Origin of the sequence: Bacillus sp. B19-2 (genome assembly GCF_022832475.1) — a bacterium.
Lineage (GTDB): Bacteria > Bacillota > Bacilli > Bacillales > Bacillaceae > Bacillus > Bacillus paralicheniformis.
The window spans coordinates 297,411-321,991 of sequence record NZ_JALHKQ010000004.1 but is presented as its reverse complement, the minus strand read 5'-3'; the positions used below and the strand labels follow the sequence as shown (position 1 = coordinate 321,991).

Sequence of the window (24,581 nt, the reverse complement as noted above, 5' to 3'; positions counted from 1 at the left end):
TGACCTCCTCTTTCATAAAAGTTCACGTCAACTGCCGCTCCGCAAACTCCCGATACAGCGCATGCGAAGCAATCAGCTCGTGGTGCCGCCCCCGCCCTGTGATCTCGCCTTTTTCGATAAATATAATTTGGTCCGCGTTCACGATTGTCGATAGCCGGTGGGCGATGACGAAGGTGGTGCGGCCTTCCATGAGGCGGGCAAGCGCCTGCTGGACGATGGCTTCTGATTGGCTGTCGAGGCTGGCTGTCGCTTCGTCCATCATTAAAATTTTCGGGTCGCGCAGGAAGGCGCGGGCGATGGCGATCCGCTGTCTCTGGCCGCCGGACAGCTTGACGCCGCGTTCGCCCACTTCCGTATCAAGCTGCTCTGGAAATTGTTTAATAAATGTGTCGGCATACGCCATTTCCGCGACTTTCCACAGTTTTTGATCGTCAATGCTGTCGGCGTGATCCAAGCCGTAGCACAAGTTCTCACGGATAGTGCCGGACATCATCGGGCTGTCTTGAGACACGTAGCCAATCTGGCTGCGCCACGACTTCATCGACAGCTTGTTGATCGGTGTTTCCCCGATGTTAATGGCCCCTGAGTCCGGTTCGTAAAATCGTTCCAAGAGGCCGAACATCGTCGTTTTTCCGCCGCCGCTCGGACCGACAAATGCAATCATCTGCCCGGGATCGACGTCGAAAGATACCTCGCGCAAGACAGGCTCGTCATCGCCGTAAGAGAAAGATACATTCTCGACACGTATCGGCAGATTGGAGATATCCATTTCAAGCCCTTCCTGGCCCTCTTCCTCTTCAGTATGCAAAATCTCGATGATCCGCTCTGTTGCCCCTTTTGCTTTTTGCAGCTGAGTGAAAAACATTGTGAACGATGTGATCGGGAAGATGATTTGAAACAGATAAAGCAAAAAGGCGATCAGCGAGCCTGCCGACATCGTCCCCTCAGAGACGCGGATGCCGCCGTAGCCGATGATGGCGACGATCACAATCATAATGACAAGGTGCATAAACGGGGAGACGAGCGCAAATATACGGGCTTCCTTGAGACCGTATTGAAAGAGCTTCGAAATGCCTGATAACCCTTTCGTTTTTTCTGTATGCTCGGCGTTTGATGCTTTCATCAATCTGATTTCGCTCAATGTTTGCTGGACATGTCCGGTGAAAGAAGCTGTTTCATCCTGCAGCGTTTTGGAGATGCGCTGCATTTTCATGCCGAGGGGGATCATGATGAAGGTCGTGATCGGAACGGAGATCAGCATGAGCAGTGTCATTTTCCAATCCATGATCAGCAAAATGATTACCGATCCGACAATGGTGATGATGCCGGAAACAAACTGCGGAAAATGGTCGGAAATCAAGCTTTCAACAATGCCGGTGTCATTAACAACACGGCTGACGGTTTCACCGCTCGTCTTTTCGTCAAAGTAGCGGACAGGAAGGCGCAGCAGCTTGAACCACATACGCTCGCGCAGGGAAGCGACCACTTTTTGTCCGGCATAGGAAAGAAAATAGGTCGAAAACCCGTCGCAGACCGCTTGAACGATAAAAACGAGAGCAAGGATTCCCGCTAAGGCCAGATTGATCGAATGGGCAGAAAAGCCGTCAACCATTTCTCTTGTCAACAGCGGAATGGACAGGCCGACCAATGTCGTGACGAGGCTTGCGGTCAAACCGACGGTTAAAGCCAGCCTGGGTACGCCGGATGTGAGAATCATGGAGAAAAACGGTTTCATGCTATTGTTGTTTTCTGTTTTCATTTGATAAACTCCTTATCGATATTTGTCAAAGAAGTGGATGGCGCAAGCTGTAACTCATCATATTACGATATAAACAGCAGAAAGTTCCCGATCATTGCGGATTTTAACTTCATGCTAAAAAGATTGACAGGAGAGATAATTGTAACTATTATTGTTACATATAGTTGATTGAATGAAAAGAAAGGAAGAAAAAACATGACGATAAATATTAAAGTATATTCCGATTATGTCTGTCCATTCTGTTTCCTCGGAAAAGACCAATTCGAAAAAGCGATCGAAGGCAAAGATGTGGAAGTCGAGTGGCTGCCATTCGAACTGAGGCCGCGTCCATCTGAGCAGCTTGATCCGTTAAACGACCCGTCCAAATTGGCAATGTGGGACGGCGCCATTAAGCCGCGAATCGAGGCTTGGGACGTCAACATGAAGCTGCCAAACGTCTCACCGCATCCTTATACAGATTTGGCTCATGAAGGCTATCACTTTGCAAAAGAACACGGTAAAGCGAAAGCGTACAATGACCGGGTTTATCAAGCGTTTTTCCAGGAAGATCAAAATATTGGCGACATCGACGTATTAACAGCGCTGGCTAAAGAAGCCGGACTAGATGAGCAGGCTTTTAAAGAAGCTTTAAGCTCCAGAACATATCAGGACGTGCAGCGGAAGGCGCTCCAACACGCTTACGAAGAAGCAGGCATTACGGCCGTTCCGACATTTATCATTGGCAATGAACGGATCGCCGGGGCCGCTGCGAGGGAAGTGTTTGAACAGGTAATTGAGAAGGAAAGCAAACAAAAGCCTGCAGCCGGCTTGCAGTGCGGCCTTGACGGAAATAACTGCTGAGCAGGAAAAATGAGCGATTTGCAGAACCCTTTAATTGGGTTCTTTTTTATACCGAAAAGAAGAGGGAAGACAGTTGACACTCCATCATTTTATTGCAGCCGATCAGGAGCTTCCGCTGGGGAGTTTCCTGGATCAAACAGAAGAAGGTTTGATTAGCATCGCTGAGCTTGATCAAGGGTAGGAAATGATCAAAACAAAATTCAGCAAGCCGTTTGTGTATGAGGCAACCGGCTGCTTGCATAGACACGGAAATGGCATAAGATCGCTATTCAGCTATATCAATTCAAATATTGCCGATGGCGAAGATATTGAAGTTTACTCTTGCTGGGACGGTGAGGAAGACAGAGAAAAAGACGACCGTTTGGACTTTTTCATTGATATAAAAGCTCTTCAGCTGGGCAAGCATGTCAAACTGGATAAAAAGAAATACATCGATGAAATTGCCGGCATGTTTTATTTTGAGGAGCGGCAGCTGGTCAAGATTCGTAAATAAAACATGGTGGCACAGGTTTTTCACACCTTTTTTCGGCCGCCGGTTCATTTAGATGTCCAATCAGTGCACGCGCATTGTCATAGCTCACAGGCTAAGTACGATTAAGGATGCAGATCTCATATTAGTGCTAAAAGACGGAGAGATTCAAGAGATGGGCAACCATTTACAATTGATTCGCAACCAAGGGTTTTACACCAAATTGTACAATTCAAACAATGACCAAGCGATTGTGGGAGGAGGCTAAAACAGTGAATGATTTATTTGATGAAATAAGAGATGAGTCGATTAATATTGGGGGGATTGATGGTTACAAATTCGGCTCCTTAAAAGAGATATTGCGAAATAAAAGATTTGTATTTCTTGGTGAAAGCAGCCATTGCGTCAAAGAATATATTGAGGCGAAGGCAAGCTTGATCAAATATCTGCATCAGGAATTAGGATTTCGTATTCTTGCTTTCGAAAGTGAATTGGGAGATTGCAGCATAGGAAATTATCTTTCAGAAGAACTTAGTGCCAAAGAAAATATGTCCGGTTCCATCGGGAAAGTTTGGCAAAATGAATTTATGCTTGATTTGTTTGAGTATATGAAGGAAACTCAACAGCGGCAGCCTTTGCATTTAACAGGCGTTGATGTTCAGCAGAGCATGGATAAGCACTTTTCCTCCTACATGCGTTCGCATTTGACAGGGGATCTCAGGAAAACGTTTGTAACATTTGATACGCGCACAAATGAGATGCTCGATAAAGATTATATGTTAAAGCGGCGTTTTAGGAAAACAGTAGAAGAAATTGAAAGAATAGGCCAAGGACTGATAAGGGAGCTTGAAAAACAGACTTTCCCCTCTGCTATGCTTCGTGATGTCGTGTTACAGACGATGAAAAACAGACTCAATTATTTTAAGGCGAATTTTACAAAAGGTTTTTCAAAATTGTTTGAATATCGTGATGAATTAATGGCGAAGAATCTTGAATTTTTATCTCAGCATGTTTATCCTGATGAGAAATTTATCATTTGGGCTCACAACCTTCACATCAAAAAACAAAGCAGCGTCAATCGGTTTTCACCATATCGATCATTTGTAGAAAACCTTCCGCAATTTATGAAAGAGGACAGTTTTGTTATTGGTCTTTACGCGGGAGAAGGAAGAATGGGTGACAACCAAGGAGGCGATCATCCTATCAAAAAAGTTAACAAAAAGCACATGGAGTGGCTTCTCAGCAATTCACCCCATCCCAATTTTTTTATACCATGTGCTTCAAAGTGGGGGGAAAAAAAGTGGAAGGCTTTTGAGGGAGGAGGCTTGCGTATTTCTTTCAAGCCGGTTCAACAGTATGACGGAGTTTTATTCTTTAAAAAAGTAACCCCAGCAGTTGTTAATGTTGAATAGGATGTTGACGGGTTAAGCATAACCTCTAAGGTGAAGATCTCTGCTTATAGGAATTTTTTGTTTGGAAAAGAACTTTTTCGTTATATTAAATTGCTGGTGGCGGCCAAAGGGAGGAAAACTGAAAGCTGTTTTTTTGGTTTTCAATGGTGAATGGGATTATTGCATGGAGTGCACAAGTCAGACCTAGGGTAATTTCATGGACGTATAACTTTTGGTAAAGGCGTTTATCAGGACATCCATGAAAAGATATGTTCGGCAGATGAGGAAGGGAATCCTGTTCCCGAGATGCCGGAGATGGTGGTTGAGGAGAAATATGAAGGAACTCCAAAGGTAAACTGGTAACGCGTTCACAGTTTCTTGAGAGGAAGATCTTCAACAAATCATGATAAAGGGATGGCCGAAGGCTTTTCTTCACAGCTTGATCGCCTTGAAGACGATCTGAAAGCCATTCGTTAAAAGAGGGAGGGTATATTGATGACGACGTTTCCTGAGCATTTCATATAACCACGTAATCGCGGACCTCCTCATCAAGTTTTTCTATAACCATTAAAAAGAGGAGGTTGATATACATGCGTACAGAGCAGGAAATCATCGATTTGGTGCTGAAGGTCGCACGGGAGGACGACCGCGTTAGAGCGGTCGGTATGAACGGTTCGCGGACGAATCCGAATGTTCCGAAAGACCCTTTTCGCGATTATGATATGGTCTATGTTGTAACAGATATGCAGTCTTTTCTTGATGAGCCGGGCTGGGTTGACGTTTTTGGGGAGCGGATCATCATGCAGACGCCGGAAGCGATGGAGCTGTTTCCGAATGAGCTTGGCAACCGCTTTTCTTATTTGATGTTATTTACTGACGGCAGCCGCATTGATTTGATTCTTGTGCCTCTTGAAGAAAAGCTGGAATACTGCCGGGAAGACGGATTAACCGTGATCCTGCTCGATAAGGATCAGGACCTGCCCGCTATCCCGCCGCCGACGGATCGGGAATATTGGGTGCAAAAACCGTCCCCGCAATGCTTCGCCGACTGCTGCAATGAATTTTGGTGGACATCGACATATGTGGCCAAAGGGTTGTGGCGGCAGGAAATTCTTTATGCACTCGATCATTTAAACCTCGTCAGGGCCATGCTGCTGAAAATGCTCGAATGGAAGGTCGGTTTTGAAACGGTCTTTTCGCTGAGCATAGGCAAGAATGCAAAGTTTCTTGATCGCTATGTTGATCGAAATACGTGGGAAAGGCTTTTGGAGACGTATCCGCCAGCTGATTATGAGTGTGTATGGCACAGTTTGTTTAAGATGTGGGATCTGTTTGAAGAGACAGCCGCAGCAGTCGCTCAACATCTTGATGAACTATACCTTTTCAGAGAAGCCGAGAAAGTCAAACAGTACGTGAGACGCGTTCAGCAGCTGAAACCTGATGCAAAGGAAATTGACTAATCAGATGATGGCCGCACTCCCGGCAAGTGAGCCGGGAGTGTGTTTTTTGCGGAGGTGAACGCAATACTTTGCAAAAGAACCCGGTAAAGCGGAAGCGTATAATGATCGGGTTTATCAAGCCTTTTCCAGGAGGATCAAAATATTGGCGACATCGACGTATTAACAGCGCTGGCTTCATTTGTTAGCATATTAATATTAAATATTATTAACATAGGATATTCAATTCTAAGTTGAAGAAGGTGTCTAAATGACTAACCTTTTTTATAAATATATGGTGAAGTAAAAAATAATTATTTTTTATAACAAGACATACAATAAATTTTTTTAGCCTTTTTTGCGAGCGCGACACTAAATAAACCGTACGGCATATTAATCGCTCTAGGAACTTTTATAAACGCTACTAAATCTTCTCCTCCTTTGATTTCTTGGCCACATTCTGAACATATTATCTCTCTTTTTTTAAACATAAGCTCCTCACTACTCCTTAACCTTTTTTAATAAAAAAAGTATAACAAAATCCAGGAAGTTCGATTTTCTTAAATATTTAGTAGATAATCTAGATTATTAGATTGTGGTGTGTGTTTCCTTATCACATCCTAAAACAGGTATTTCCAAAAAACAAGCCGGGTGGATATTATCAAGAAATCGATGGTGAAGCAGCTTTCTTTTTAAAAGTGTATGATAAAAAAGGGCATCGACAGGGAAATGGTTAATTCTGATCGATTGGGAGGGCTTGAAATTGGCCCCTGTTGAAGCGGATCTGATGTTTTTTGCCGATCAGCCGTATGTACAAGAGTTTTTGCGGGTTTACCGCGAGATTCATAAAGGGTTCGAAATTGATCAGAACGCTTTGCGGTTTTATCAGATCAGGCGAAGACTGGAGGACATATGGGAGTTTACAGAGCAGCTGGCGTTTGACATTCAGACAGAAAAAGAAAAGGAAGAGACGATGAGCTTGCTGAAAAAGGAGCTTAAGGCATTAAAAAGCTAAATGGAGGAACATCTGTGAAAAATTATCGTACTTTATTTTTTGATGTGGATGACACACTATTAGACTTCGGTGCGGCGGAAAAGTCAGCACTGCGGAAGCTTTTTGAGGAGCAGCAAATTTCTTTAACAGCTGAAATAGAAGCGAATTATAAACGTATCAATCAAGGTTTATGGAGGGCGTTTGAAAAAGGGGAGATAGACCGCGGCCAAGTGGTAAATACGCGTTTTTCCCTTTTATTCAAAGAATATGGTCTAGAGGCTGACGGCGTTTTGCTTGAGGAGAAGTATCGCAGCTTCCTTGAAGAAGGGCATCAGCTGATGGACGGCGCTTTTGAATTAATTGAAAGCCTGCAGGATCAATATGATTTATATATCGTGACGAACGGTATTTCAAAAACGCAGTATAAGCGCCTGCATGCTTCAGGATTATACCCGATGTTTAAAGGGATTTTTGTTTCAGAGGACACCGGTTTTCAAAAGCCGATGAAAGAATACTTTGATTACGTTTTTGAACGGATTCCTCATTTTTCTGCCGATCAAGGGCTGATCATCGGGGATTCATTGACAGCAGACATAGAAGGGGGACGGCTGGCCGGATTGGATACATGCTGGATGAATCCGGGCGTGTTAGCGAATGATACGGACATTGAGCCGACTTATCAAATTCAAAAGCTTAATGAACTGCAACACATTTTAAATCATGGAAGAATACCTTCGGCCTGAGATGCCGATTCGAGTAAATCGGTTTGCGATCATTGCATTTGTATGCAAACTGTAACTGGAAGGATGCAGAAGCCGCACTTCCGACGGGTGAGCCGCGGTGCGTTTTTCCGGAAGCTAAATTAAAACCAAGCAGAGGAAGACTGGTGCAACATGAAACGAAAAAAAGTTTTGAAAACTGCGGTTTTTTCGTTAATCGCAGTTTTTGTTCTGTTATTCAGCGCGTTTTTTGTGTGGAGCCGTTTCACATATGAACCATCAAACAAACTCAAAAAGATGATTAACCTTGATCAAGTCGAAAGTAAAAACGGTGTTTACACATTTCAAGCGGATGGGGCAAATACGGGGATCATTTTATATCCAGGGGCAAAAGTTGAACCGCTTGCTTATGCTTACATCGGTGAAAAGCTTAAACAAAATGGTTACAGTGTCTTTATCCCGCGCATGCCTTTTTCTTTGGCCATTTTCAATCCGGATCAAGCAGAAAGGATTATAAAAGAAAACAGCAGTATTGATCATTGGTATCTCGGCGGTCATTCTTTAGGAGGGACGGCAGCAGCCATGTACGATAAAAAGCATCCAGATAAGATTGACGGGCTTTATTTTCTCGCCTCCTATCCTTCTGATTCGCAATCGATAAAAAGTGCGCCGTACCGTGTTCTTTCTATATCTGGTGAACGCGATGGCCTTTCAACTCAAGAAAAAACAGCAGCCTCCAGAAAGAACCTACCTGATACAACAGTGTTTAAGGAAATCAAAGGGGGAAATCACGCGCAATTTGGTATGTATGGCGAACAAAGGGGGGATCGCCCCGCGCAGATCCCAGCTGTTAAACAGCAGGAGGAGATCGTGAATGCGATGCTTGATTGGCTCAAGTCATAAAGAAAGCTCTCGCTTTTCGTGAGAGCTTTTTTTGGTTTATGTTCCTCTCCTTTAAAGCGCTTTAACCCGTTTCTTCATTTGCCGGCTAAGACCTATACGGAGCCGTTTTGATCATTTGAATAAAGTTGCTGGCGGAAGGAGCAAGGTGATCTTCTCTTCTGATACATAATGAGATAGGATTTTTTAAGTCGACTTGTTCGACATGAACCTGCGCCATATCTCCCCGGTCAATATATTCGTTTACTTCAAGAGAGGATGTGAAAGCGACTCCATACCCTTCCATAACCGTTCTGATCGTTTCATTTAATCCGTTTATTTGTATACCTATTCTGGGTTTGTCGACATGATGCAATGTGCATAAAGAAATTAATTTCTCCCGGGAAAGACTTCCTTCTTCACGAAAGATAAACGGTTCTTTCACCACTTCTTCCAATGTCGTGTACTGTGCTGCAAGCTTATGATTTTTATTGACGACAAACAGCATGTCATCTTCTAAAAGCAGCGTCCCTTTTATGAAAGGACCGAATTCCGTTGTGCCGCCGATCAGGCCAATGTCCGCTTCATAGTTGATCAGCTGTTCACAAGCTTTTTGAAAGTTCGTTGTCGTGATCTCAACTTCCGTTTTGGGGAATTGCTGTTTATAGCGGCTGAGCCACCTTGGCAACAAATAATTGGCGGGGAGGAAGGTGGCGGCAATACGCAGTTTTCCAATTGACCCTTCCCTTAACTGTTCCACGTACAATTCAATTTCTTTTTCAAGTGAAAACAGCCGCTTTGCCTGTTTTGCAAGCTCTGCGCCGGACTGTGTCAGCAGGATCCCCCTGCCTTTAGGAACGAATAAGGTGCAATCGATCTCGCGTTCTAATTTCTTAATTTGCGAGGTGACGGCGGGCTGGCTGATGTTTAACTGTTTGGCGGCTTGGGTGACGCTGCCTGTTTCAGCGACCGAATAAAACAATCGCAGTGCATGAAGATTCATATTTCACACCTCTATTTATAAATAAAAGTTATCAATATCAAATAAAGATATATTAGAGTTATCTAAATACTTTTACTATTATAAAGTTGAACAACATGTTTTACAAGAAAGGAGAAACGGTTATGAGTACGCTTATCCTAAATAAAACAGCTTATTGCAAGTCTCCGTATGATGTATGGCTTGAGGGACTGGACGAACCGGTAGCAATGCTGACTTCAACCGATCGTGCAGATGAGTGCAGAAATTATGATGTAATCGAAGCATTTGACGATTATCCGGTTAATGGATGCATCGAAATGCGCGCTTTAGAGCTGAATGAAACGTATCACTTTAAAACGATTATTGCATCATCAGAATTTGATATGCTGAGGGCGGGGAAGCTGAGGTCGCTTTTGGGGATAAAAGGGCAGTCTTACGAAAGCGCTCAGTTGTTTCGCAACAAAATATTAATGAAAGAGCATGTCAGAAAAGCCGGTGTAAAGGTTCCAGACTTTAAGAAAATCGACTCGGCAGCCGACTTATATACGTTTGTTCAAACTTTCGGTTTTCCTGTGGTCGTTAAGCCTATTTATGGCTCCGGGTCAGTTGATACAACCGTTTTAAGGGATCGGCAGGACGTGTGGAATTTTCTTTCGAAAGGTCTTCCTGATCATCTGGAGGTTGAGTCGTTTATCGAAGGGGATATGTATCATATAGACGGCCTCATCCTTGATGGAGAGACTGTCCTCAGCTGGCCGTCGCGTTATATCAACGGATGTCTGGCGTTTCAAGATCAACAGTTCTTAGGCAGCCTCCAGCTTGAACGGGAAAATCCGCTCACCCTGCGGTTGACTGATTTTGTTCAAAAAGCGCTTGCTGCCCTTCCTGTTCCGGATATTACAACATTCCATGCTGAAGTGTTTCATACACGGGATGATGAATTGGTGTTTTGTGAAGTGGCCAGCAGAACCGGCGGCGCTATGGTACGCGAAGCTACTGCGCAGACTTTCGGCTTTGATATCAATGAAGCTTGTGTTAAAGCGCAATGCGGCCTGGATTTTCATATTCCGGAGGTGAACTACAATCCGCACCACCTAAGCGGATGGCTGTTGATTCCACCAAAAGACGGCGTGCTGAAAGAAATCATGCCGGCACCAGCCGCAGACTGGATAGCGAAACAAAAGATTTCCGCTCAAGCCGGAGACAGGTTCCACGGTTCGTCTTCCAGTGTAGACGCAATTGCAGGCTGTTTGATTACCGGGCGCACAGAAGCCGAATTAAGCGGCCGCATCAACCGGCTTGCAACGTGGTTTCATGATCATACCGAATGGGAAAAGACTTCGGATGTTTGCGCGATTTAAAGCATTCAGCCGCCTTCACCCGTTGATCCGATTTTTGCTGATAGGCACGCTTGTCACAAAGGCGGCTAAGTCGATGACAACCCCGTTTTTGGCACTCTATCTTCATATGAAAACGGGAGCCGATTTTGGAACCATCGGGCTTGTGATCGGTTTAGGCTATTTTTCAAGCACTGTAGGAGGGGTAGCCGGAGGAGCGCTTTCAGATAAAATCGGCAGAAAAAAGGTAATGCTTTCATCCATTTTCATCTGGAGCTTTGTATTCATTCTTTTCGGACTTGTTCATGATTTCATGTGGTTTTTATTATTAAACATTTTAAGCGGGCTTTGCCATTCGTGTTTTGAACCTGTGTCAAAGGCTTTGATGGCTGAGTTATCGGAACGGGAAATGAGATTCCGCATTTTCTCTTTGCGGTATTTGGCCATCAATGTTGGAGCTGCTGTCGGCCCTTTATTGGGCACTTATTTCGGTCTTGCCAAAACCGGAACGCCGTTTATCATTACAGGGCTTGTCTATTTTGGCTATGCCGCACTTTTAAGCTTGATGATGATTCGGCTGATCACGGTGAAAGAGACAAAAACCGCTCCTGAAAAAATTCAGGCAGGTTCCGTTTTGAAAACGTTAAGGCATGACAAGGCTCTTCGATTTTACATAGCCGGCGGTATCCTTTTTTTGTTCAGCTATTCGCAAATGGAAAGTACTTTGCTGCAGTATTTAAATAACGACTTTGCAAACGGAGTTAAAATATTTTCGACTTTAATTACGTTAAACGCAGTGACGGTCATCCTTTTACAAGTGCCGCTCACCCGTTTATTTGAGAAGTATAAATCCTTAACAACAATATCAATTGGAACCGTTTTCTGCATGTTGGGGAATATCGGTTTTTCTGTCGCAAATGGCTGGATTGTTTTTATGCTTTCGATGTTTATTCTGACAATCGGCGAAATCTTATGTTTTCCTTCAATGAATGTCCTTTTGGACGAACTAGCTCCCGATCATATGAAGGGCGCGTATTACGGTATGCAAAACTTATATAACATCGGTGAATTTTTAGGGCCTTGGCTGGGGGGAATGATGCTTGCCTTGTACGGGGGAAAAGCCGTCTTTCTCATTGCTGCGTGTTCAGTCTTCTTCGCTTTAGGTGCCTACCATCTGGGAAGGAGAAAGTTTTTATCTGCACAGCATCATGGTGTATCGCCTTTTTCTTATTGAAAATTTGGCCCGCTCATGCATGAATCATCAAGAATTCACCCAACCTATAAGGTAAAAAAGGAGATTGAATCATGGACACAACATTGGGCTACCTCCGTGAGTCACTGTCGAATCACCTTGAACACGGCATAGGACAAAACATTTACAGAAAAATCGTTTCCGGGCGATATGCCAATGAGGAAGAGTTTGTCGAGCACTTGGAGGAGCGGGAAATGGAATTTCTGAATCAAGTGCTTGAACATGAGATGAAATATGCGCTGAATGAACAGGATCATAAACGAACAAGAGAATTAAACGAAGTGTATGAACTGTTGTTTTGAAAGGCGGGCATGATCAATGGGTGCAATAGAGCGGAACGGATACACGTTTGAACCGGAATACAGCGTGACCAGACAAAACGGCGCCATCCATGTATACCGGCGCGGCCGGTTTGTCGAGGAGATTCCCTTTGAGTTTCACGGAGAGTTTCCAGAACATGATTTAATTGAAGAGCTTGTCAATCATTATTGTTATGAAAATAAAATATAAGGTTTGAAGAGGCTGCCGACCGGGCGGCTTTTATTTTTGGATTTTTATATTTATAATCCGCTTACAGTTTTTAGAACGGCAGCAGAAAAGCTGCCATTAAGTATGACAGCTCATGCATCGCTATTTTTTCTTTTCATCGTAGTATTGAACAGGGTACATGGATCCTTCCGATACCATTTTGTTATCTTCGATATCTTGCGGAGACGGATGGCCTGCTTTTTCAACCGGGAATGAATCTACGTTGTGTTTTTCCGAAAAGTAAGGGATCTTTTCTTTCACGTTTTGCAAGTACGATTTCAGTTTTTGTCTGTTTGTTTCGTCTTTGAGCATATATGCGGTGACTCCGGCGACAACGGCGAGACCTGAGATCAGATTCTTTTGCTTCATGGTCATAACCCCTTTCTGATTAGGTGTTTGCAGATGTTATTCCCATGATGGCATCCGTTTAAACCAACTGATCGAGCGCTTCGTCTATATTCGTCGTCGGCTGTCTGCAGGCGAAGTTTTCACAAATATAGACAGTCGTTTTGTTATCGGCTGCTTTGTATTCGGCCGCAAAGTCGGCAATCCCTTTGAAATCGTCAGGCGATTCTGCGGCGAGGACGGCATAGTTCGGCTGGAAGGCCTGCTGCAAAGCGCTTACGATCTTCTGTCTGTCCGGGTCATGGCGCTCTCCGAGCACAACGATTTCTTTTTGCGGCATGACATGGCTCAGCAGGCCTTGGAGAAAGTTTGTATGGCCGCTCGGATAAGCGGAGACGTCTCCATGGAATGCCGAAAACATTTTTGCCGCTTGATCATGGAGCGATAAATCGCCGGTCAGCCGACCCAGCCGGGACAGCTGCACGGCCAGGACGCCGTTTCCGGACGGGAGGGCGCCGTCGTATACTTCTTTATCCCGCACGATCAAAGCCTCGGCATCGCTTCCCGTAAAATAAAAACCGCCGTGCTCTTCATCCCAGAACAGCCCGGTCATGTCCGCGGCGAGCTTTTTGGCTTTTCGCAAATCGGTTAAATCAAGTGATGCTTCATACAATTCGATATAGGCCCACAGCAGGAAGGCGTAGTCATCGATAAACCCTTTATGTTTCACCTCGCCGTCACGGTAGCGGACCATGACGCGTCCGTCTTGAATCAATTTATTCTCGATAAACTCGACTGCCGCCCGTGCCATCTCCAAGTATTCGGGCGCATTGTAGACTTTCGCCGCTTTGGCAAGACCCGCGATCATCAGAGCGTTCCAAGATGTCAGCACTTTGTCGTCGACATGCGGATACGTTCTTTCCTGCCGTTTTTCAAAAAGTTTTATTCTCGCTTCTTCAAGCTTGTTCTGAAGCTCTTCATCTGTCAGCGCGAATTCATCTTTAATGTCTTCCAGCCTAGTGTAGATCAAGTTTGGAATATTGCGGCCTTCAAAATTCCCTTCTTGCGTGATGTTGTAGGCAGCGCAATACAATTCGCCGAGTTCATCCCCGAGCGTTTCGAGGACTTCGTCTTTTGACCACACATAATATTTGCCTTCCACGCCTTCCGTGTCGGCATCAAGCGCTGAATAAAAAGCGCCTTTATCATCGGTCATTTCGCGGCGGACAAATGTGATGATCTGCTCGGAAATCTGTTTATACCGGTCGTTTTTCGTGATTTGATAGGCTTCAGTATATGCGATCAGCAACAAAGCATTATCGTAAAGCATTTTTTCAAAGTGGGGAACGAGCCATTCGTCGTCTGTCGAATAGCGGGCGAACCCGTAGCCGACATGGTCGTAAATGCCGCCGTTCGCCATGCTGTCCAACGTTTTCGTCACGCTGTACAGCGCGTTTTCCTCGCCGCTGTATTGATGATAGCGAAGCAGAAATGCCAGCATATGGGGGATCGGAAATTTCGGTGCGCTTCCGAAACCGCCGTATGCCGCATCGAAGCTGTTGATCAGCTGTTGATACGTCCGCCTCAACATGTCTTCGCCGAGCGCAGCGCCGGCATCGCTTTTCGCTTTGATTCTCAGGTTGTTGGCGGCTTTTTCGGCAATATCCTCAACATGTTCCCGGTTTTTCGCGAAGGTATCGGAAAGCTGCTTCACCACCTCAACAAACCCCGGCCGGTTAAACCGGCTCGTCTTCGGAAAATATGTACCCGCATAAAACGGCTTCTGATCAGGCGTTAAAAACACATTCAGCGGCCAGCCGCCCTGCCCCGTCATCATCTGGCAGATCGTCATATAAATCGAATCCACATCAGGTCGCTCCTCGCGGTCCACTTTAATAGAGACGAATTTCTCATTCAGAAGCTTCGCGACTTCTTCATCTTCGAAGCTTTCATGAGCCATGACATGGCACCAATGGCAAGTCGAATAGCCGATGCTGACAAGTACCGGCTTGTTTTCGCGTTTTGCTTTTTCGAAGGCTTCTTCGCCCCAGGGATACCAGTCGACGGGGTTGTGGGCGTGTTGAAGTAAATAAGGAGACTTCTCAGCGATTAATCTATTGGGTTTACTTTTGTTTGGCATGGGATCACCTTCTTCCTATGATTAGTTTATATTTAACTTAACACATTTTCTCAAAAATAATCCCTGTTTCTTTATACAGCTGACTGTTCTTTAGTAGTGTACTTAGGAATACGTATTACCCCCGAAGCAGTTAAAACGCCCAATATAACTAACACAGCCCCAATAACTTGAAATACCTTTATCGGTGTTCCAACAGCAAATGAAATAATCATCGTTACAACGGGAACAAGGTTGAAAAATAAAGATGTTTTACTTGCCCCAATCTCCTTAATCCCCTGATTCCACCATAGGTAACCCAAAACACTTGTAAAGAAAGCCATAAAGGCAATTGCTCCCCAAACTCCAATCGGGATGTTCGGTAAAGAAACAGGATTGGATGTAAATAAGGAAACTACTATTAAACTAACAGCACCGATAACCATCGTATAAGTGGTTGTAGATAGCGGAGTTCCATCCTTTACAAACCGACGTCCAAGTACACCATAAAGTGCCCAACAAACGTTACCTGTAAAGATTATTAAGTCTCCGCCTGAAATTGATAAGGTTTTAATGGTTTCGATAGAACCTTGTGTAATAACTAACAATACACCGATGAAAGCAAAGAATATACCGAGCACTTGTTTTTTTGTAATTTTGTCTTTTAAGATCATTCGAGCGAGAATGGCTGTTAATAAAGGATTCAGACCCATTATTAATGCTCCGTTAACGGGAGATGTATATTTTAAACCAACAAAAAACAATGCATTAAATCCAAAGATTCCTATAATTCCAAGAACAATGTATGAAACGGCGTTTTTCCGTAATTGACTCTTCTTTATACCTTCAGTAAAAATCAAAATGATGAGCATCACCGCAGCAGCTAAACCGAAACGCCATGCCGCAGAAGACGATGGAGAAAAATATCCAACTGTATATTTTGCAAGATTAAAAGTAGCTCCTGTAAAAATAGAGAAGCCAAGTAACATCAGGTATATATTTAAATGTTTCATTTGTTTTCCACTTCCTCTTTCGAAATTGAATAATATGTATCCAGTTTTCCTTTTGTAGTAGAAATCACTTCTTCCAGCTCCTTTTTTTTAATTTCCATTTTCTCTAAGTGCTTGGTTAAAATCTCAATACGTTTATTTATAGATGGGGAGAGTTGAGACGATTTAACATTCGAATTGATTTTTTCCAAAATGCAGCCGTCTTTGACAAACTCATGAATATCCTCCAAAGACATACCTGTTTCCTTTAAACTTTTAAGGAATGTCATGAACTGAATATCAGTCTCTGTATAAAAACGCCTTCCACTGTTTTTTCGTTTTGGTGGTGGAAGTAACCCGATCTTTTCGTAATATCTTAATGTATACGAGCTAATACTAGTCTTCTCAGCAGCTTTACTAATGGAATACAACAAACATCATTCCTCTCTTTTGATTAAAGTTAGTTTACAACTTAGAGTTAACTCTAAGTCAAGCAAATAAAAAAACCTGCTACCGCATGGTTACGGATTACAGGTTTTAAAAAATGAATGACATAAAAGGTAAACTGTATTATTTGAATAAATGGTATTAGTTTAAAATGGCTTCTGTTATCTTTTAATGGAGTTCTACATGAGTGGATTATCCTAGGTTATTAAAGATATATGGGTATAGATGCTGATCTAGATATACCCAATAGATACGAGAACAGGCTTGTTCTCGCGAAGGCAAAGGTACCAGTCGACGGGGTTGAGGGCGTGTTTATGTATGTATGGTGACTTCCAAGAAAACTAATTGCAATCGTGCCAAGAAGCTTTGCAACAAGCTTAATTCCAAACTTCCTCATATTTTATATCCCGATCCAGTTTTAATGTATATAGGGTGTTTGGGGTCTTCTTCTATTTTTTCTCTAATTTTTGTAATGTGCACCATCACATTATTGTCCGATTTCAAAAAGTCTTCCTTCGGCCTGGCAAACAGCAATCTCTCTAAAGCGGGATTCGGCAGCCAGGTATCGGATATGACAGAACCGGCTCTGGAAAGCCTTGAAACATTAGCCGGCAATCAAAAGCGATTCGATTTTTTCTTTATCGATGCAGACAAAGGAAATTATGAACATTACCTGGCGTATTGCATCAAATTGGCGGAACCTGGCGCTATAATCGTTGCCGATAACGTACTTGCAGGGGGAAGTGTAGCAGACGATGATGCTGCACCGAAGCGTCATACCGAATCCATGAAGAAATTCAATCAAGCGGTCGCCGCCCATCCTCAATTAGAATCCCTGTTGATGCCGATCGGCGATGGGATGACCGTTTCAAGAGCGAAAAAAGAACCGATTTGCGACTGAGTTTGATTGCTGTAATCTTGTTAAAGAGCAAATAATGGTGCTGAAACTGTATTTTAAAGGAAGACCAAACTATCCAATCATATAGGAGGGGACTTCCAGTAAGAAAATTGGTAGGACGTATAGCAAATGCACAAAGCACAATCTTGTTTTTTCACTTCGCTTCTTCCCTTAAAGGGGACCGCCAAAAGATTGTGGGTGTGTTAAGTATATCTTCGATAGGGCGGCTGTTGTCGCTGTGTTATCGTTTTTGATCTGGAATTTAAAGGTCTTTTAAACACATATTATTGGGGGGATTTTGAAGGTGCACAGTTTATGTGAATAGAATAATTTCTATGTTAAGAAGACATGTTGAAAGGTAAGTTATGTTAAAATAGGAAATACAGGTTTGCTATTTTAATTGCAACCGCTATTTATTATTGTTTATTATTGGACACATCATAAAACTTGATTTTTGGAAAGACGAAATACAAAAAAGTGGGGGAAATATTATGAACTTACTTTTAAAACAAAATAATAAAGCATATTGCAGCAGTCGCTTCGAGAATCATCGTTTTGCACTTCTTAGTTTGAAAGATATTTATTCGATTGAGGAATTAATAAATACCATATAGGCTCCAATTTTAATATAGTAGCTAGTATACGAATAAAGATAACGTTAAATTTGTTTGCTGTGATTACTTAAAATGTACAGGATAGAGGTTTTTAATATGACGGCTTCTTTTAAAGGTTTTTTTAAGGACGTAAAACTACAATGTTCTCGATGTGGAAAAGAAATAAATGAAAATGATGAGATGACTGTAGCTATTAGAATGCCAAATAAAAGGCGGATGCCTGTCGGTCCTTTAGACAGAGTGTTATCTAAATTTGCTCACGAAATTTTATGTACCAAGTGTAAATAGGAAGATTTAATAGTTGTCGCAAGCCAAGAATTAACAGAACATCATCTGACTAGTTACTGATTCGGTGACTAGTTTTTTTAATACCTGAAACCGAAATGCCACCACAATCTAAAATCGGAATATGGATAGATTCAGTTCATAAAATGTTGAAGGGGACATGCTCTTAACAAATTTACAAAAGGTGCTTTTGTAAAAATTCAACTATTCATAAACGAAAAATTGTGATGGTTGCGATTATGACCATGACGCCCGTTCATATGCAGTGCCACGGACACAGCTTAGGAGATGTCGGGATCGTGATAGGTTTTCATATCGGTTCAATGTATCTTCCATCACTTGTCACAGGGGTTCTTGTTGACAAAATTGGCCGGACAGCCATGAGCATCGCCTCAGGAGTAACCTTACTGCTCGCTGGTGCAGTGGTGGCGCTGGATCCCTTTATTGATCGTTGCCTTCAACACGTGCAAAAGGGCAAGGAATGCTTGATGTTTTGATCGCATTGGCGGGAGGGCTGTTATCCCTGGCTCTGATTCCATCCGTCATTTGGTCGCGAAGAAAAACAGACACTCAAAAAGGATAGGAAAAGAATCCATCGATATGAGGCCTATCGGACATCGCCGCTGGGCTTTCTTAATTTAAAAACAATAAAATCAGGACATCTGAAATCTTCTTCAAATGACGGATATTTTTTCAGGATTTCTTCTGATGGCTTTGGTTCTACTATGCCTTCCAGCATGAAGCCCGTTTTCATCAAAGTGTTAATATAGCTCGTTAAGGTTCTATGGAAGAACAGCATATTCTCCCGATCGCCAAGCTTTTGTTCGTATGTACCTTCATAAAAATACCGGTCTACATTCCAATGCAGTTTTTTTCCGTCTTTTGTTTTCTCCCAGCCGCTTTCCGGCGTAATGAAGCAGGGATGCAAAATCGAGAAAATAAAAAATCCGCAATCTGTCAGCAGCCGATGCATTTCTTGAAACGCTTTTTCATAATCCGCAAGGTCTTGCATGACCATATTCGATATAATCAAATCAAAGCTTTTGTCTTCGAACATATTCAGGTCTTCACAGTTGCCGTGCCGATACTTAATCGGCAAATCATCCGGCGTTCTTTCCTTGGCAATGTCGATCATTCTCGGGGAGTAATCGACAGCCGTTACACTCGCTCCGGCCTTGGACAGCAGCCTGCTGAAATACCCTTCACCGCACCCGGCATCGAGCACACATTTATTCTTTACCGTATCAATGAGAGAAAAAATAGCAGGATTTAAAAACACTTCTTTGTGGATGTCTCCAAGTTCGGTATGATTGGCGGCATATGCATCGGCAAATCGGTTCCATCTTTGAATGGCATCTTCTGTGCCAACTTTCCTTGTCATATTTCTCCTCCTTTTCAAATTCTGTTTATTCATCTAACACGATATCTCCTGATCATAAAACTGATCAATTTTTTCAAAAACCCTTTGAATAAGGGTATTTAAGAGAAAAGGATTTAACAAAACGGCACGGACCCAGCGGTTTCCCCTATATGCAGGCAATGAAAAGAAGACGTTTTCTTCATTCAACAAAAACTGCTGCAATTCGAGATTCCAGTTATCCCATTGAGCTTCATCAAGGTTATGCGGGATGCCCTAATACTCTGACCACTTGGATCGATAAAAATGGTACTGGGCAAAAAGGATAGTTTCATAGTTCACACGCTGCTTTCTTTCACATTTTTTCTCAATTATAGCATTTTGATTTTGGCGTATCATGGTTGATTGCTGAATAATACAAGGTTCGAAGAAAAAATAATGTGGTGACAGAAGCTGCTATGACGCCGGTGACAAGGCATTTGTGCATGTTTATCGACAGAAGCCCGACACCATGCCGGCGGTCTCTCCAAAACTGATGATTGTAACGCGTTCTCTTTGATTCATGTGAGCGTCGCTAAACAATAGGTAGCTTACCGCCGATCATATAAATAAGGATATTTAGGCAAAAGGATAGATGAATGGAGTTTTTTGAGAATGGAATTTAACGAGCTTATCGAAACGCGTCACTCTGAAAATAATTTTCTGGAAGATGTTCAAATTACGGTGAAAGATTTGGAGCCTATCTTTGAGGATATCAAGCTTGCACCTTCGGCGTTCAATTTGCAGCACGCAGAGTATAAAGTGGTATTGGAGAAGGATTTAAAAGAAAAAATCAGGGAAGCTGCGAGCGGCCAATATAAAGTGCATTCAGCCTCTGCCGTGATTTTAGTGACGGGAGACCGCTACGCCTACCGGCAAACGGAAAAAATCAACGAAGGCATGAGGGATTTAGGAATTATTAAGGACTTTGAGCTGCAGGAAATGGTTGAAAACAATACCCAATTTTACGAGTCGCGCGGGGAGCCATTCATGAAGGAAGAGGCGATTCGCAATGCTTCTCTTTCTGCGATGATGTTTATGCTTGCCGCCAAGAATCGGGGGTGGGACACATGCCCGATGATCGGATTTGACAGCGATCAGGTCCGTGAGTTGCTAGAGATCCCGGATACACATGAAATCGTCCTCATGATTACGATCGGCAAAGAAAAAGAAAGCAGCCGACGCTTGAGAGGATATCGCAAGCCGGTTAATGAATTTGTTTCTTTTTATTAAAAATGGGGGGCAGCCGTTAGAAAGGCTGCCCTTTTTATTGATGAGACAGCACTTCGACTAAGTGGTCAAGATCAAGCTTAAGGTGGCGAATCATCGCTTTTGATGCCTGCTCGTCGTCTCTTTGTTTCATATAGCGGAAAATTTCCCGATGCTGATCCAAAATGGCTTCAGCCCGTTTTTCTCCTTCAAAATTCAAAATGCGGAAATAATAAATTAATCCTTCCAAATCGTTGAGCTGCTTTCGCAATAGACTGTTTCGTGTATATTGGATAATTAAGTCGTGAAATGTATCATTTAATTCGATAATTGTGTTTTGATCCTTGGATTGAAGGATGGCTTCCTCCGTTTTTTGCAAAACGTCTTCAATCGTTTTCAGTTCCTCTGCCGTTGCAATTCTTGCCGTCAATCCCGCAGCGAATGATTCAAGCGCCGTCCTGCAAAAATAGATTTCTTCAACATCCTTTATTGTCGGCTGATAGACCTTCACTCTTGAGTCGATGACGATGAGCCCCTCTTTTTCCAGAACTCTGATCGCTTCTCTCAAAGGGCTTTTGCTGACGCCGAGCTCCTTGGCTAACTTCGCTTCGGCGATTCGTTCACCGGGCTTTAATTTCCCTTCAAATATCATTCGCTTAATCGCATGGTAGGATTGTTCATAAAACGGTTTTGGTTTTTCAATCACGCTTCTCATCCTCGTATTCGTTCTCATTTCGTATTTTACCACAGGTTCCTTCGTGATCTCCCGCTATAACCACTCCAAGTTCATCAAAATGCCCGGCCGCAAACCGGGCATTGAATTAAAATAAGAGAATAAACCCTGAAACGGCGGGAGTTAAAAATAAACCCGATTTCAAGACGACTTTCGGCAGGACATTGGTGAATTTGGCCCCGACATATGCGCCGCACATCGTACCGATCAAGATTTTGACTAACAGAACATAATCGACGAATCCTTCTGAAACATAGCCCGCCCCACCGCCTAACGAGAGCGGAATAATGACGAGCATCGTCGTTCCTACGGAATGGCGAATTGACAGGTTCAGCATCATCATCAACCCGATTTGGATAAAAGGCGCCGAGCCGATTCCGAACGTTCCGGACAGGATGCCGGCCACGATTCCCAATAAACTGGCCTTGATCCAAAAGGCAAGGTTCGTTTCCTGGTCAGCTTCTTTTTCTTGCAAAAAGAATAATCTGATTAAAATCAGAATGGCTGATAAGAATAACATTCCTGCGGTCATATAGTGCAATGAACTTGAAGGTATCAGAGAAGTCAGCTTAGCTCCTGCAAAGGATCCTATTGCAGCAAAACAGCCGACGGTTAAGCCGATTTTCAGCTTGATATTTCCTTCGCGAAAGTGGCTGTACGTTCCTGATAAGCTCGTAAAAGCCATACCGGCCAGAGACGTTCCCAATGCTGTATGAATCGGAATGTGAAACATTATCGTTAACAGAGCGATGACGAATCCGGCTCCGCCGGCCCCGACAAAGCCAAGCACAAGACCTAATAAAAACATAACCAACACAATCAACATGTTGCTTCTTCTCCTTTATGAATAACTGATTTCGCATTATCTTAGGGTCGACGGTATCTGGTCGACCAAAATCAATGATAACATCTTACTCTATTATTTCCATATTGACAAGACGGCCAGGAGGGCGTATGTCGTCTACTTTTATTTTTTTAGTCAAGTGAAAGACATTCCTGTTGACAATCAGTTTATTTGTAATTATGATAGTTACATCAAGTGTAACGTTTTTTGTTACAGTTCGACATTAAAACATCAGGAGGAATTTGAGTATGAAAATGTTAGTAACAGGAGCAACTGGAAAATTAGGTTCGAAAGTTGTGAAAAAACTGCTGGAAACTGTACCGGCTGATCAGCTGGCGGTCAGCGTGCGCAATCCGGAAAAAGCGGAAGCGCTGCGGGCGCGCGGAGTCGATGTGCGTCAAGGGGATTTTGACCGCCCGGAAACATTGGAAACCGCATTTCAAGGCATTGACCGACTGCTGATCATCTCAGCCGATGGAGACAATGAGACGAGAATCCGTCAGCACGGCAATGCGGTAGCCGCCGCAGAACGCGCGGGAGTTCGGTTTATCGCTTATACGAGTATTGCGAATGCCCGCGAAAGCAAAAACTTCCTTGCGCCGACTCACAAAGCAACTGAAGAAGCGATTTTGAAAACGGGGATTCCATACGCCTTCTTGCGCAATAACTGGTACTTGGAAAATGAAATGTCGAGTATTCAAGGTGTTTTGGCGGGAGCCCCTTGGGTGACATCAGCAGAGAACGGCAAGGTGGGCTGGGCGCTGCAGCAGGATTACGCGGATGCAGCGGCAGCGGTTCTGTCCGGCGAAGGCCATGAAAACACCGTCTACGAACTTTCAGGCAAACTATTAACTCAGGAAGAAATCGCTTCAGCCCTTGGAGAAGTATTGGGCAAAGAAGTACCCGTCCAGCATGTTGACGATGCTGCCTATCGCGAGATCATGAAAAATGCGGGTGTGCCGGATTTTCTGATTCCGATGGTTGTCGATATCCAAAAAGGCATTCGTGAAGGCACACTTGAAGTCGAAAGCGATGATTTTGAAAAAGTGCTCGGCCGTCCGCTGACTCCGATTAAAGAAGGATTGGCTCAAATCGTTGCAAAAATCTCAGAAGCGAAATAATTAACGGCATTCGAAAGAGTGATGAACAAGATTACAGTGTTCATCACTCTTTTTTCACCACAATTATTGCGCATACTGTATAGCCCAAGTTCCTTTTATTAAATAAGTAAAATATCGACTGGATTCCAGAGCTAATGATGAAGGCATAAAAAAGTGTTCAAATGTAAAGTGAAATCCGCGAAATATAAATTGCATGAAAAGGGTGATACCGGTCAGGTAAAACCAGCCATAATTATCTAACATTTTTTTGAATTCGGATTTAGCTTCGTCAGTGGTAGAAACAGACTCAGTTGACAGCTCCATTTTTAACGATAAAAAACCGGCTACGAGAACTGAGATCCCTAAAATCAATAGAATAATTGCTTCGAACATCGAATACCTCCGTTCCGACTATCAATATCCGTCGGGGCCGGCCATTTTGAACCTTCACAAATATGCACCTGAGAGTTATTTGATCTTTTTTTGCTGTATTAAACTTATAACCACCAGCATGACGGTGCCGAGTAAGGCAACCGGAAGAAACCATCCGCCAAATCCGCTTCCCCAGTCTAAAGCGATTGACACAGATTCCATTAATATGAGAGAAAAAATGATGAGGCATGCATTTTTTAAGCGGTTGATCATTTTTCTGCTGAGCAGATAGAAGTGTTCAGCATTTGATTCATTCAGGCGCTTTGGATGGTTGTGAATCTCAGGGTGCTTTTCTAAGAATTGCATGAACAGAAGGATAAGTATTCCGATCCCCGGCAATATGAAAAGCTCCCATTTTGACCCCCAGCGATCGACTTCACCGAGTGCGTTGTAATGTGCAGGCACCTTTTCGGGGAGCGCTCCCCAGACAGCGATCAACAAGATGATCGACCCCAAGAAAAATAAATAGCCAAATGCGTTCCACACCCGTTCCCCTTTTGTCTTTTCAATTTTGATGTGAGAACCGTCAGCTCTGTTTGGCATATATGATCCCTCCTTTAGTTTTAAATACGGTTTGACCCATGAAA

24 protein-coding genes and 6 pseudogenes are annotated in these 24,581 nt (G+C 43.3%); 17 read left to right on the top strand and 13 right to left on the bottom strand.

What is annotated here, in order from left to right; genetic code table 11:
• Window positions 1–22: 22 nt before the first annotated feature.
• Complete coding sequence (locus tag MST20_RS17575) at window positions 23–1,759, bottom strand: ABC transporter ATP-binding protein (RefSeq protein WP_243943828.1); 1,737 nt, start codon at window positions 1,757–1,759, stop codon at window positions 23–25.
• Window positions 1,760–1,954: 195 nt separating this feature from the next.
• Here MST20_RS17575 and MST20_RS17570 point away from each other — a divergent pair, with 195 nt between their 5' ends.
• The 9 genes and pseudogenes from MST20_RS17570 to MST20_RS17535 all read left to right on the top strand — a co-directional run bounded on the left by MST20_RS17570 (window position 1,955) and on the right by MST20_RS17535 (window position 8,511).
• Window positions 1,955–2,599 carry a DsbA family oxidoreductase gene (locus MST20_RS17570; RefSeq protein WP_243943826.1) on the top strand — a complete coding sequence of 215 codons (645 nt, stop codon included), beginning with the start codon at window positions 1,955–1,957 and terminating at the stop codon, window positions 2,597–2,599.
• A gap of 184 nt (window positions 2,600–2,783) precedes the next feature.
• Complete coding sequence (locus MST20_RS17565) at window positions 2,784–3,092, top strand: hypothetical protein (protein WP_243943824.1); 309 nt, start codon at window positions 2,784–2,786, stop codon at window positions 3,090–3,092.
• Window positions 3,093–3,159: 67 nt separating this feature from the next.
• Window positions 3,160–3,336: pseudogene (locus tag MST20_RS21435) on the top strand (hypothetical protein); the annotation flags it as partial.
• Between the two features lie 4 nt (window positions 3,337–3,340).
• Window positions 3,341–4,480 carry an erythromycin esterase family protein gene (locus tag MST20_RS17560; protein ID WP_243943822.1) on the top strand — a complete coding sequence of 380 codons (1,140 nt, stop codon included), beginning with the start codon at window positions 3,341–3,343 and terminating at the stop codon, window positions 4,478–4,480.
• Between the two features lie 569 nt (window positions 4,481–5,049).
• Window positions 5,050–5,919, top strand: a complete 870-nt coding sequence (locus tag MST20_RS17555) for an aminoglycoside 6-adenylyltransferase (protein ID WP_243943820.1) — start codon at window positions 5,050–5,052, stop codon at window positions 5,917–5,919.
• Window positions 5,920–5,983: 64 nt separating this feature from the next.
• A pseudogene (locus tag MST20_RS17550) lies at window positions 5,984–6,108 on the top strand (DsbA family oxidoreductase); the annotation flags it as partial.
• Between the two features lie 550 nt (window positions 6,109–6,658).
• Window positions 6,659–6,910 carry a hypothetical protein gene (locus MST20_RS17545; protein ID WP_243943818.1) on the top strand — a complete coding sequence of 84 codons (252 nt, stop codon included), beginning with the start codon at window positions 6,659–6,661 and terminating at the stop codon, window positions 6,908–6,910.
• A 14-nt stretch (window positions 6,911–6,924) separates the two neighbouring features.
• Window positions 6,925–7,632: a YjjG family noncanonical pyrimidine nucleotidase gene (locus MST20_RS17540; protein WP_243943817.1), complete on the top strand. Its 708-nt coding sequence runs from the start codon at window positions 6,925–6,927 to the stop codon at window positions 7,630–7,632.
• Window positions 7,633–7,782: 150 nt separating this feature from the next.
• Complete coding sequence (locus MST20_RS17535; RefSeq protein WP_243943815.1) at window positions 7,783–8,511, top strand: alpha/beta fold hydrolase; 729 nt, start codon at window positions 7,783–7,785, stop codon at window positions 8,509–8,511.
• An 85-nt stretch (window positions 8,512–8,596) separates the two neighbouring features.
• Here MST20_RS17535 and MST20_RS17530 read toward each other — a convergent pair whose 3' ends face one another.
• Complete coding sequence (locus tag MST20_RS17530) at window positions 8,597–9,490, bottom strand: LysR family transcriptional regulator (protein ID WP_243943814.1); 894 nt, start codon at window positions 9,488–9,490, stop codon at window positions 8,597–8,599.
• A 122-nt stretch (window positions 9,491–9,612) separates the two neighbouring features.
• On the opposite strand from MST20_RS17530, the gene MST20_RS17525 reads away from it, so the two are divergent.
• The 4 genes from MST20_RS17525 to MST20_RS17510 all read left to right on the top strand — a co-directional run bounded on the left by MST20_RS17525 (window position 9,613) and on the right by MST20_RS17510 (window position 12,568).
• A complete protein-coding gene (locus tag MST20_RS17525) occupies window positions 9,613–10,830 on the top strand; it encodes an ATP-grasp domain-containing protein (protein WP_243943812.1) in 1,218 nt (405 codons plus the stop codon).
• Window positions 10,814–12,040 carry an MDR family MFS transporter gene (locus MST20_RS17520; protein ID WP_243943810.1) on the top strand — a complete coding sequence of 409 codons (1,227 nt, stop codon included), beginning with the start codon at window positions 10,814–10,816 and terminating at the stop codon, window positions 12,038–12,040. The genes MST20_RS17525 and MST20_RS17520 overlap by 17 nt, the downstream gene beginning before the upstream one ends.
• 71 nt (window positions 12,041–12,111) lie before the next feature.
• Window positions 12,112–12,360, top strand: coding sequence for a sigma-G-dependent sporulation-specific acid-soluble spore protein CsgA (locus MST20_RS17515; RefSeq protein WP_003178498.1), 249 nt, complete (start codon window positions 12,112–12,114; stop codon window positions 12,358–12,360).
• Between the two features lie 16 nt (window positions 12,361–12,376).
• Window positions 12,377–12,568: a YbxH family protein gene (locus MST20_RS17510; RefSeq protein WP_003178500.1), complete on the top strand. Its 192-nt coding sequence runs from the start codon at window positions 12,377–12,379 to the stop codon at window positions 12,566–12,568.
• Window positions 12,569–12,688: 120 nt separating this feature from the next.
• Here MST20_RS17510 and MST20_RS17505 read toward each other — a convergent pair whose 3' ends face one another.
• The 6 genes and pseudogenes from MST20_RS17505 to MST20_RS17480 all read right to left on the bottom strand — a co-directional run.
• Entirely contained in the window at window positions 12,689–12,955 is a 267-nt protein-coding gene (locus MST20_RS17505) for a hypothetical protein (protein WP_243943808.1), read from the bottom strand.
• 58 nt (window positions 12,956–13,013) lie between these two features.
• A complete protein-coding gene (locus MST20_RS17500; protein ID WP_243943806.1) occupies window positions 13,014–15,071 on the bottom strand; it encodes a thioredoxin domain-containing protein in 2,058 nt (685 codons plus the stop codon).
• A gap of 71 nt (window positions 15,072–15,142) precedes the next feature.
• Window positions 15,143–16,060, bottom strand: a complete 918-nt coding sequence (locus MST20_RS17495) for a DMT family transporter (RefSeq protein WP_243943804.1) — start codon at window positions 16,058–16,060, stop codon at window positions 15,143–15,145.
• On the bottom strand, window positions 16,057–16,470 hold the full coding sequence (locus MST20_RS17490; protein ID WP_243943802.1) for a MerR family transcriptional regulator: 414 nt from the start codon (window positions 16,468–16,470) through the stop codon (window positions 16,057–16,059). Before MST20_RS17490 ends, MST20_RS17495 begins: the two co-directional genes overlap by 4 nt.
• A 252-nt stretch (window positions 16,471–16,722) precedes the next feature.
• Window positions 16,723–16,803, bottom strand: a pseudogene (locus tag MST20_RS21430) (DUF255 domain-containing protein); the annotation flags it as partial.
• 73 nt (window positions 16,804–16,876) lie between these two features.
• Window positions 16,877–16,999 (bottom strand): annotated as a pseudogene (locus MST20_RS17480) (winged helix-turn-helix domain-containing protein); the annotation flags it as partial.
• Between the two features lie 4 nt (window positions 17,000–17,003).
• Here MST20_RS17480 and MST20_RS17475 point away from each other — a divergent pair.
• Both MST20_RS17475 and MST20_RS17470 read left to right on the top strand, forming a co-directional pair.
• Window positions 17,004–17,384, top strand: a pseudogene (locus MST20_RS17475) (O-methyltransferase); the annotation flags it as partial.
• 1,114 nt (window positions 17,385–18,498) lie between these two features.
• Window positions 18,499–18,863, top strand: a pseudogene (locus tag MST20_RS17470) (MFS transporter); the annotation flags it as partial.
• Between the two features lie 24 nt (window positions 18,864–18,887).
• Here the strand turns inward: MST20_RS17470 and MST20_RS17465 are convergent.
• Window positions 18,888–19,661, bottom strand: a complete 774-nt coding sequence (locus MST20_RS17465) for a class I SAM-dependent methyltransferase (protein WP_243943800.1) — start codon at window positions 19,659–19,661, stop codon at window positions 18,888–18,890.
• Window positions 19,662–20,291: 630 nt separating this feature from the next.
• Here MST20_RS17465 and MST20_RS17460 point away from each other — a divergent pair.
• Window positions 20,292–20,909 (top strand): nitroreductase family protein, encoded by a 618-nt coding sequence (locus MST20_RS17460; RefSeq protein WP_243943798.1) that lies wholly within the window; start codon window positions 20,292–20,294, stop codon window positions 20,907–20,909.
• Window positions 20,910–20,943: 34 nt separating this feature from the next.
• Here MST20_RS17460 and MST20_RS17455 read toward each other — a convergent pair whose 3' ends face one another.
• Both MST20_RS17455 and MST20_RS17450 read right to left on the bottom strand, forming a co-directional pair.
• Window positions 20,944–21,600 carry a GntR family transcriptional regulator gene (locus MST20_RS17455; protein WP_243943895.1) on the bottom strand — a complete coding sequence of 219 codons (657 nt, stop codon included), beginning with the start codon at window positions 21,598–21,600 and terminating at the stop codon, window positions 20,944–20,946.
• A 106-nt stretch (window positions 21,601–21,706) separates the two neighbouring features.
• Window positions 21,707–22,444 (bottom strand): sulfite exporter TauE/SafE family protein, encoded by a 738-nt coding sequence (locus tag MST20_RS17450; RefSeq protein WP_243943796.1) that lies wholly within the window; start codon window positions 22,442–22,444, stop codon window positions 21,707–21,709.
• A gap of 266 nt (window positions 22,445–22,710) precedes the next feature.
• On the opposite strand from MST20_RS17450, the gene MST20_RS17445 reads away from it, so the two are divergent.
• Complete coding sequence (locus MST20_RS17445; RefSeq protein WP_243943795.1) at window positions 22,711–23,583, top strand: SDR family oxidoreductase; 873 nt, start codon at window positions 22,711–22,713, stop codon at window positions 23,581–23,583.
• A gap of 63 nt (window positions 23,584–23,646) precedes the next feature.
• On the opposite strand, the gene MST20_RS17440 is transcribed toward MST20_RS17445, so the two are convergent.
• Window positions 23,647–23,955 (bottom strand): hypothetical protein, encoded by a 309-nt coding sequence (locus MST20_RS17440; RefSeq protein WP_243943794.1) that lies wholly within the window; start codon window positions 23,953–23,955, stop codon window positions 23,647–23,649.
• 75 nt (window positions 23,956–24,030) lie between these two features.
• Window positions 24,031–24,537 (bottom strand): DUF1648 domain-containing protein, encoded by a 507-nt coding sequence (locus tag MST20_RS17435; RefSeq protein ID WP_243943793.1) that lies wholly within the window; start codon window positions 24,535–24,537, stop codon window positions 24,031–24,033.
• Between the last annotated feature and the right edge of the window lie 44 nt (window positions 24,538–24,581).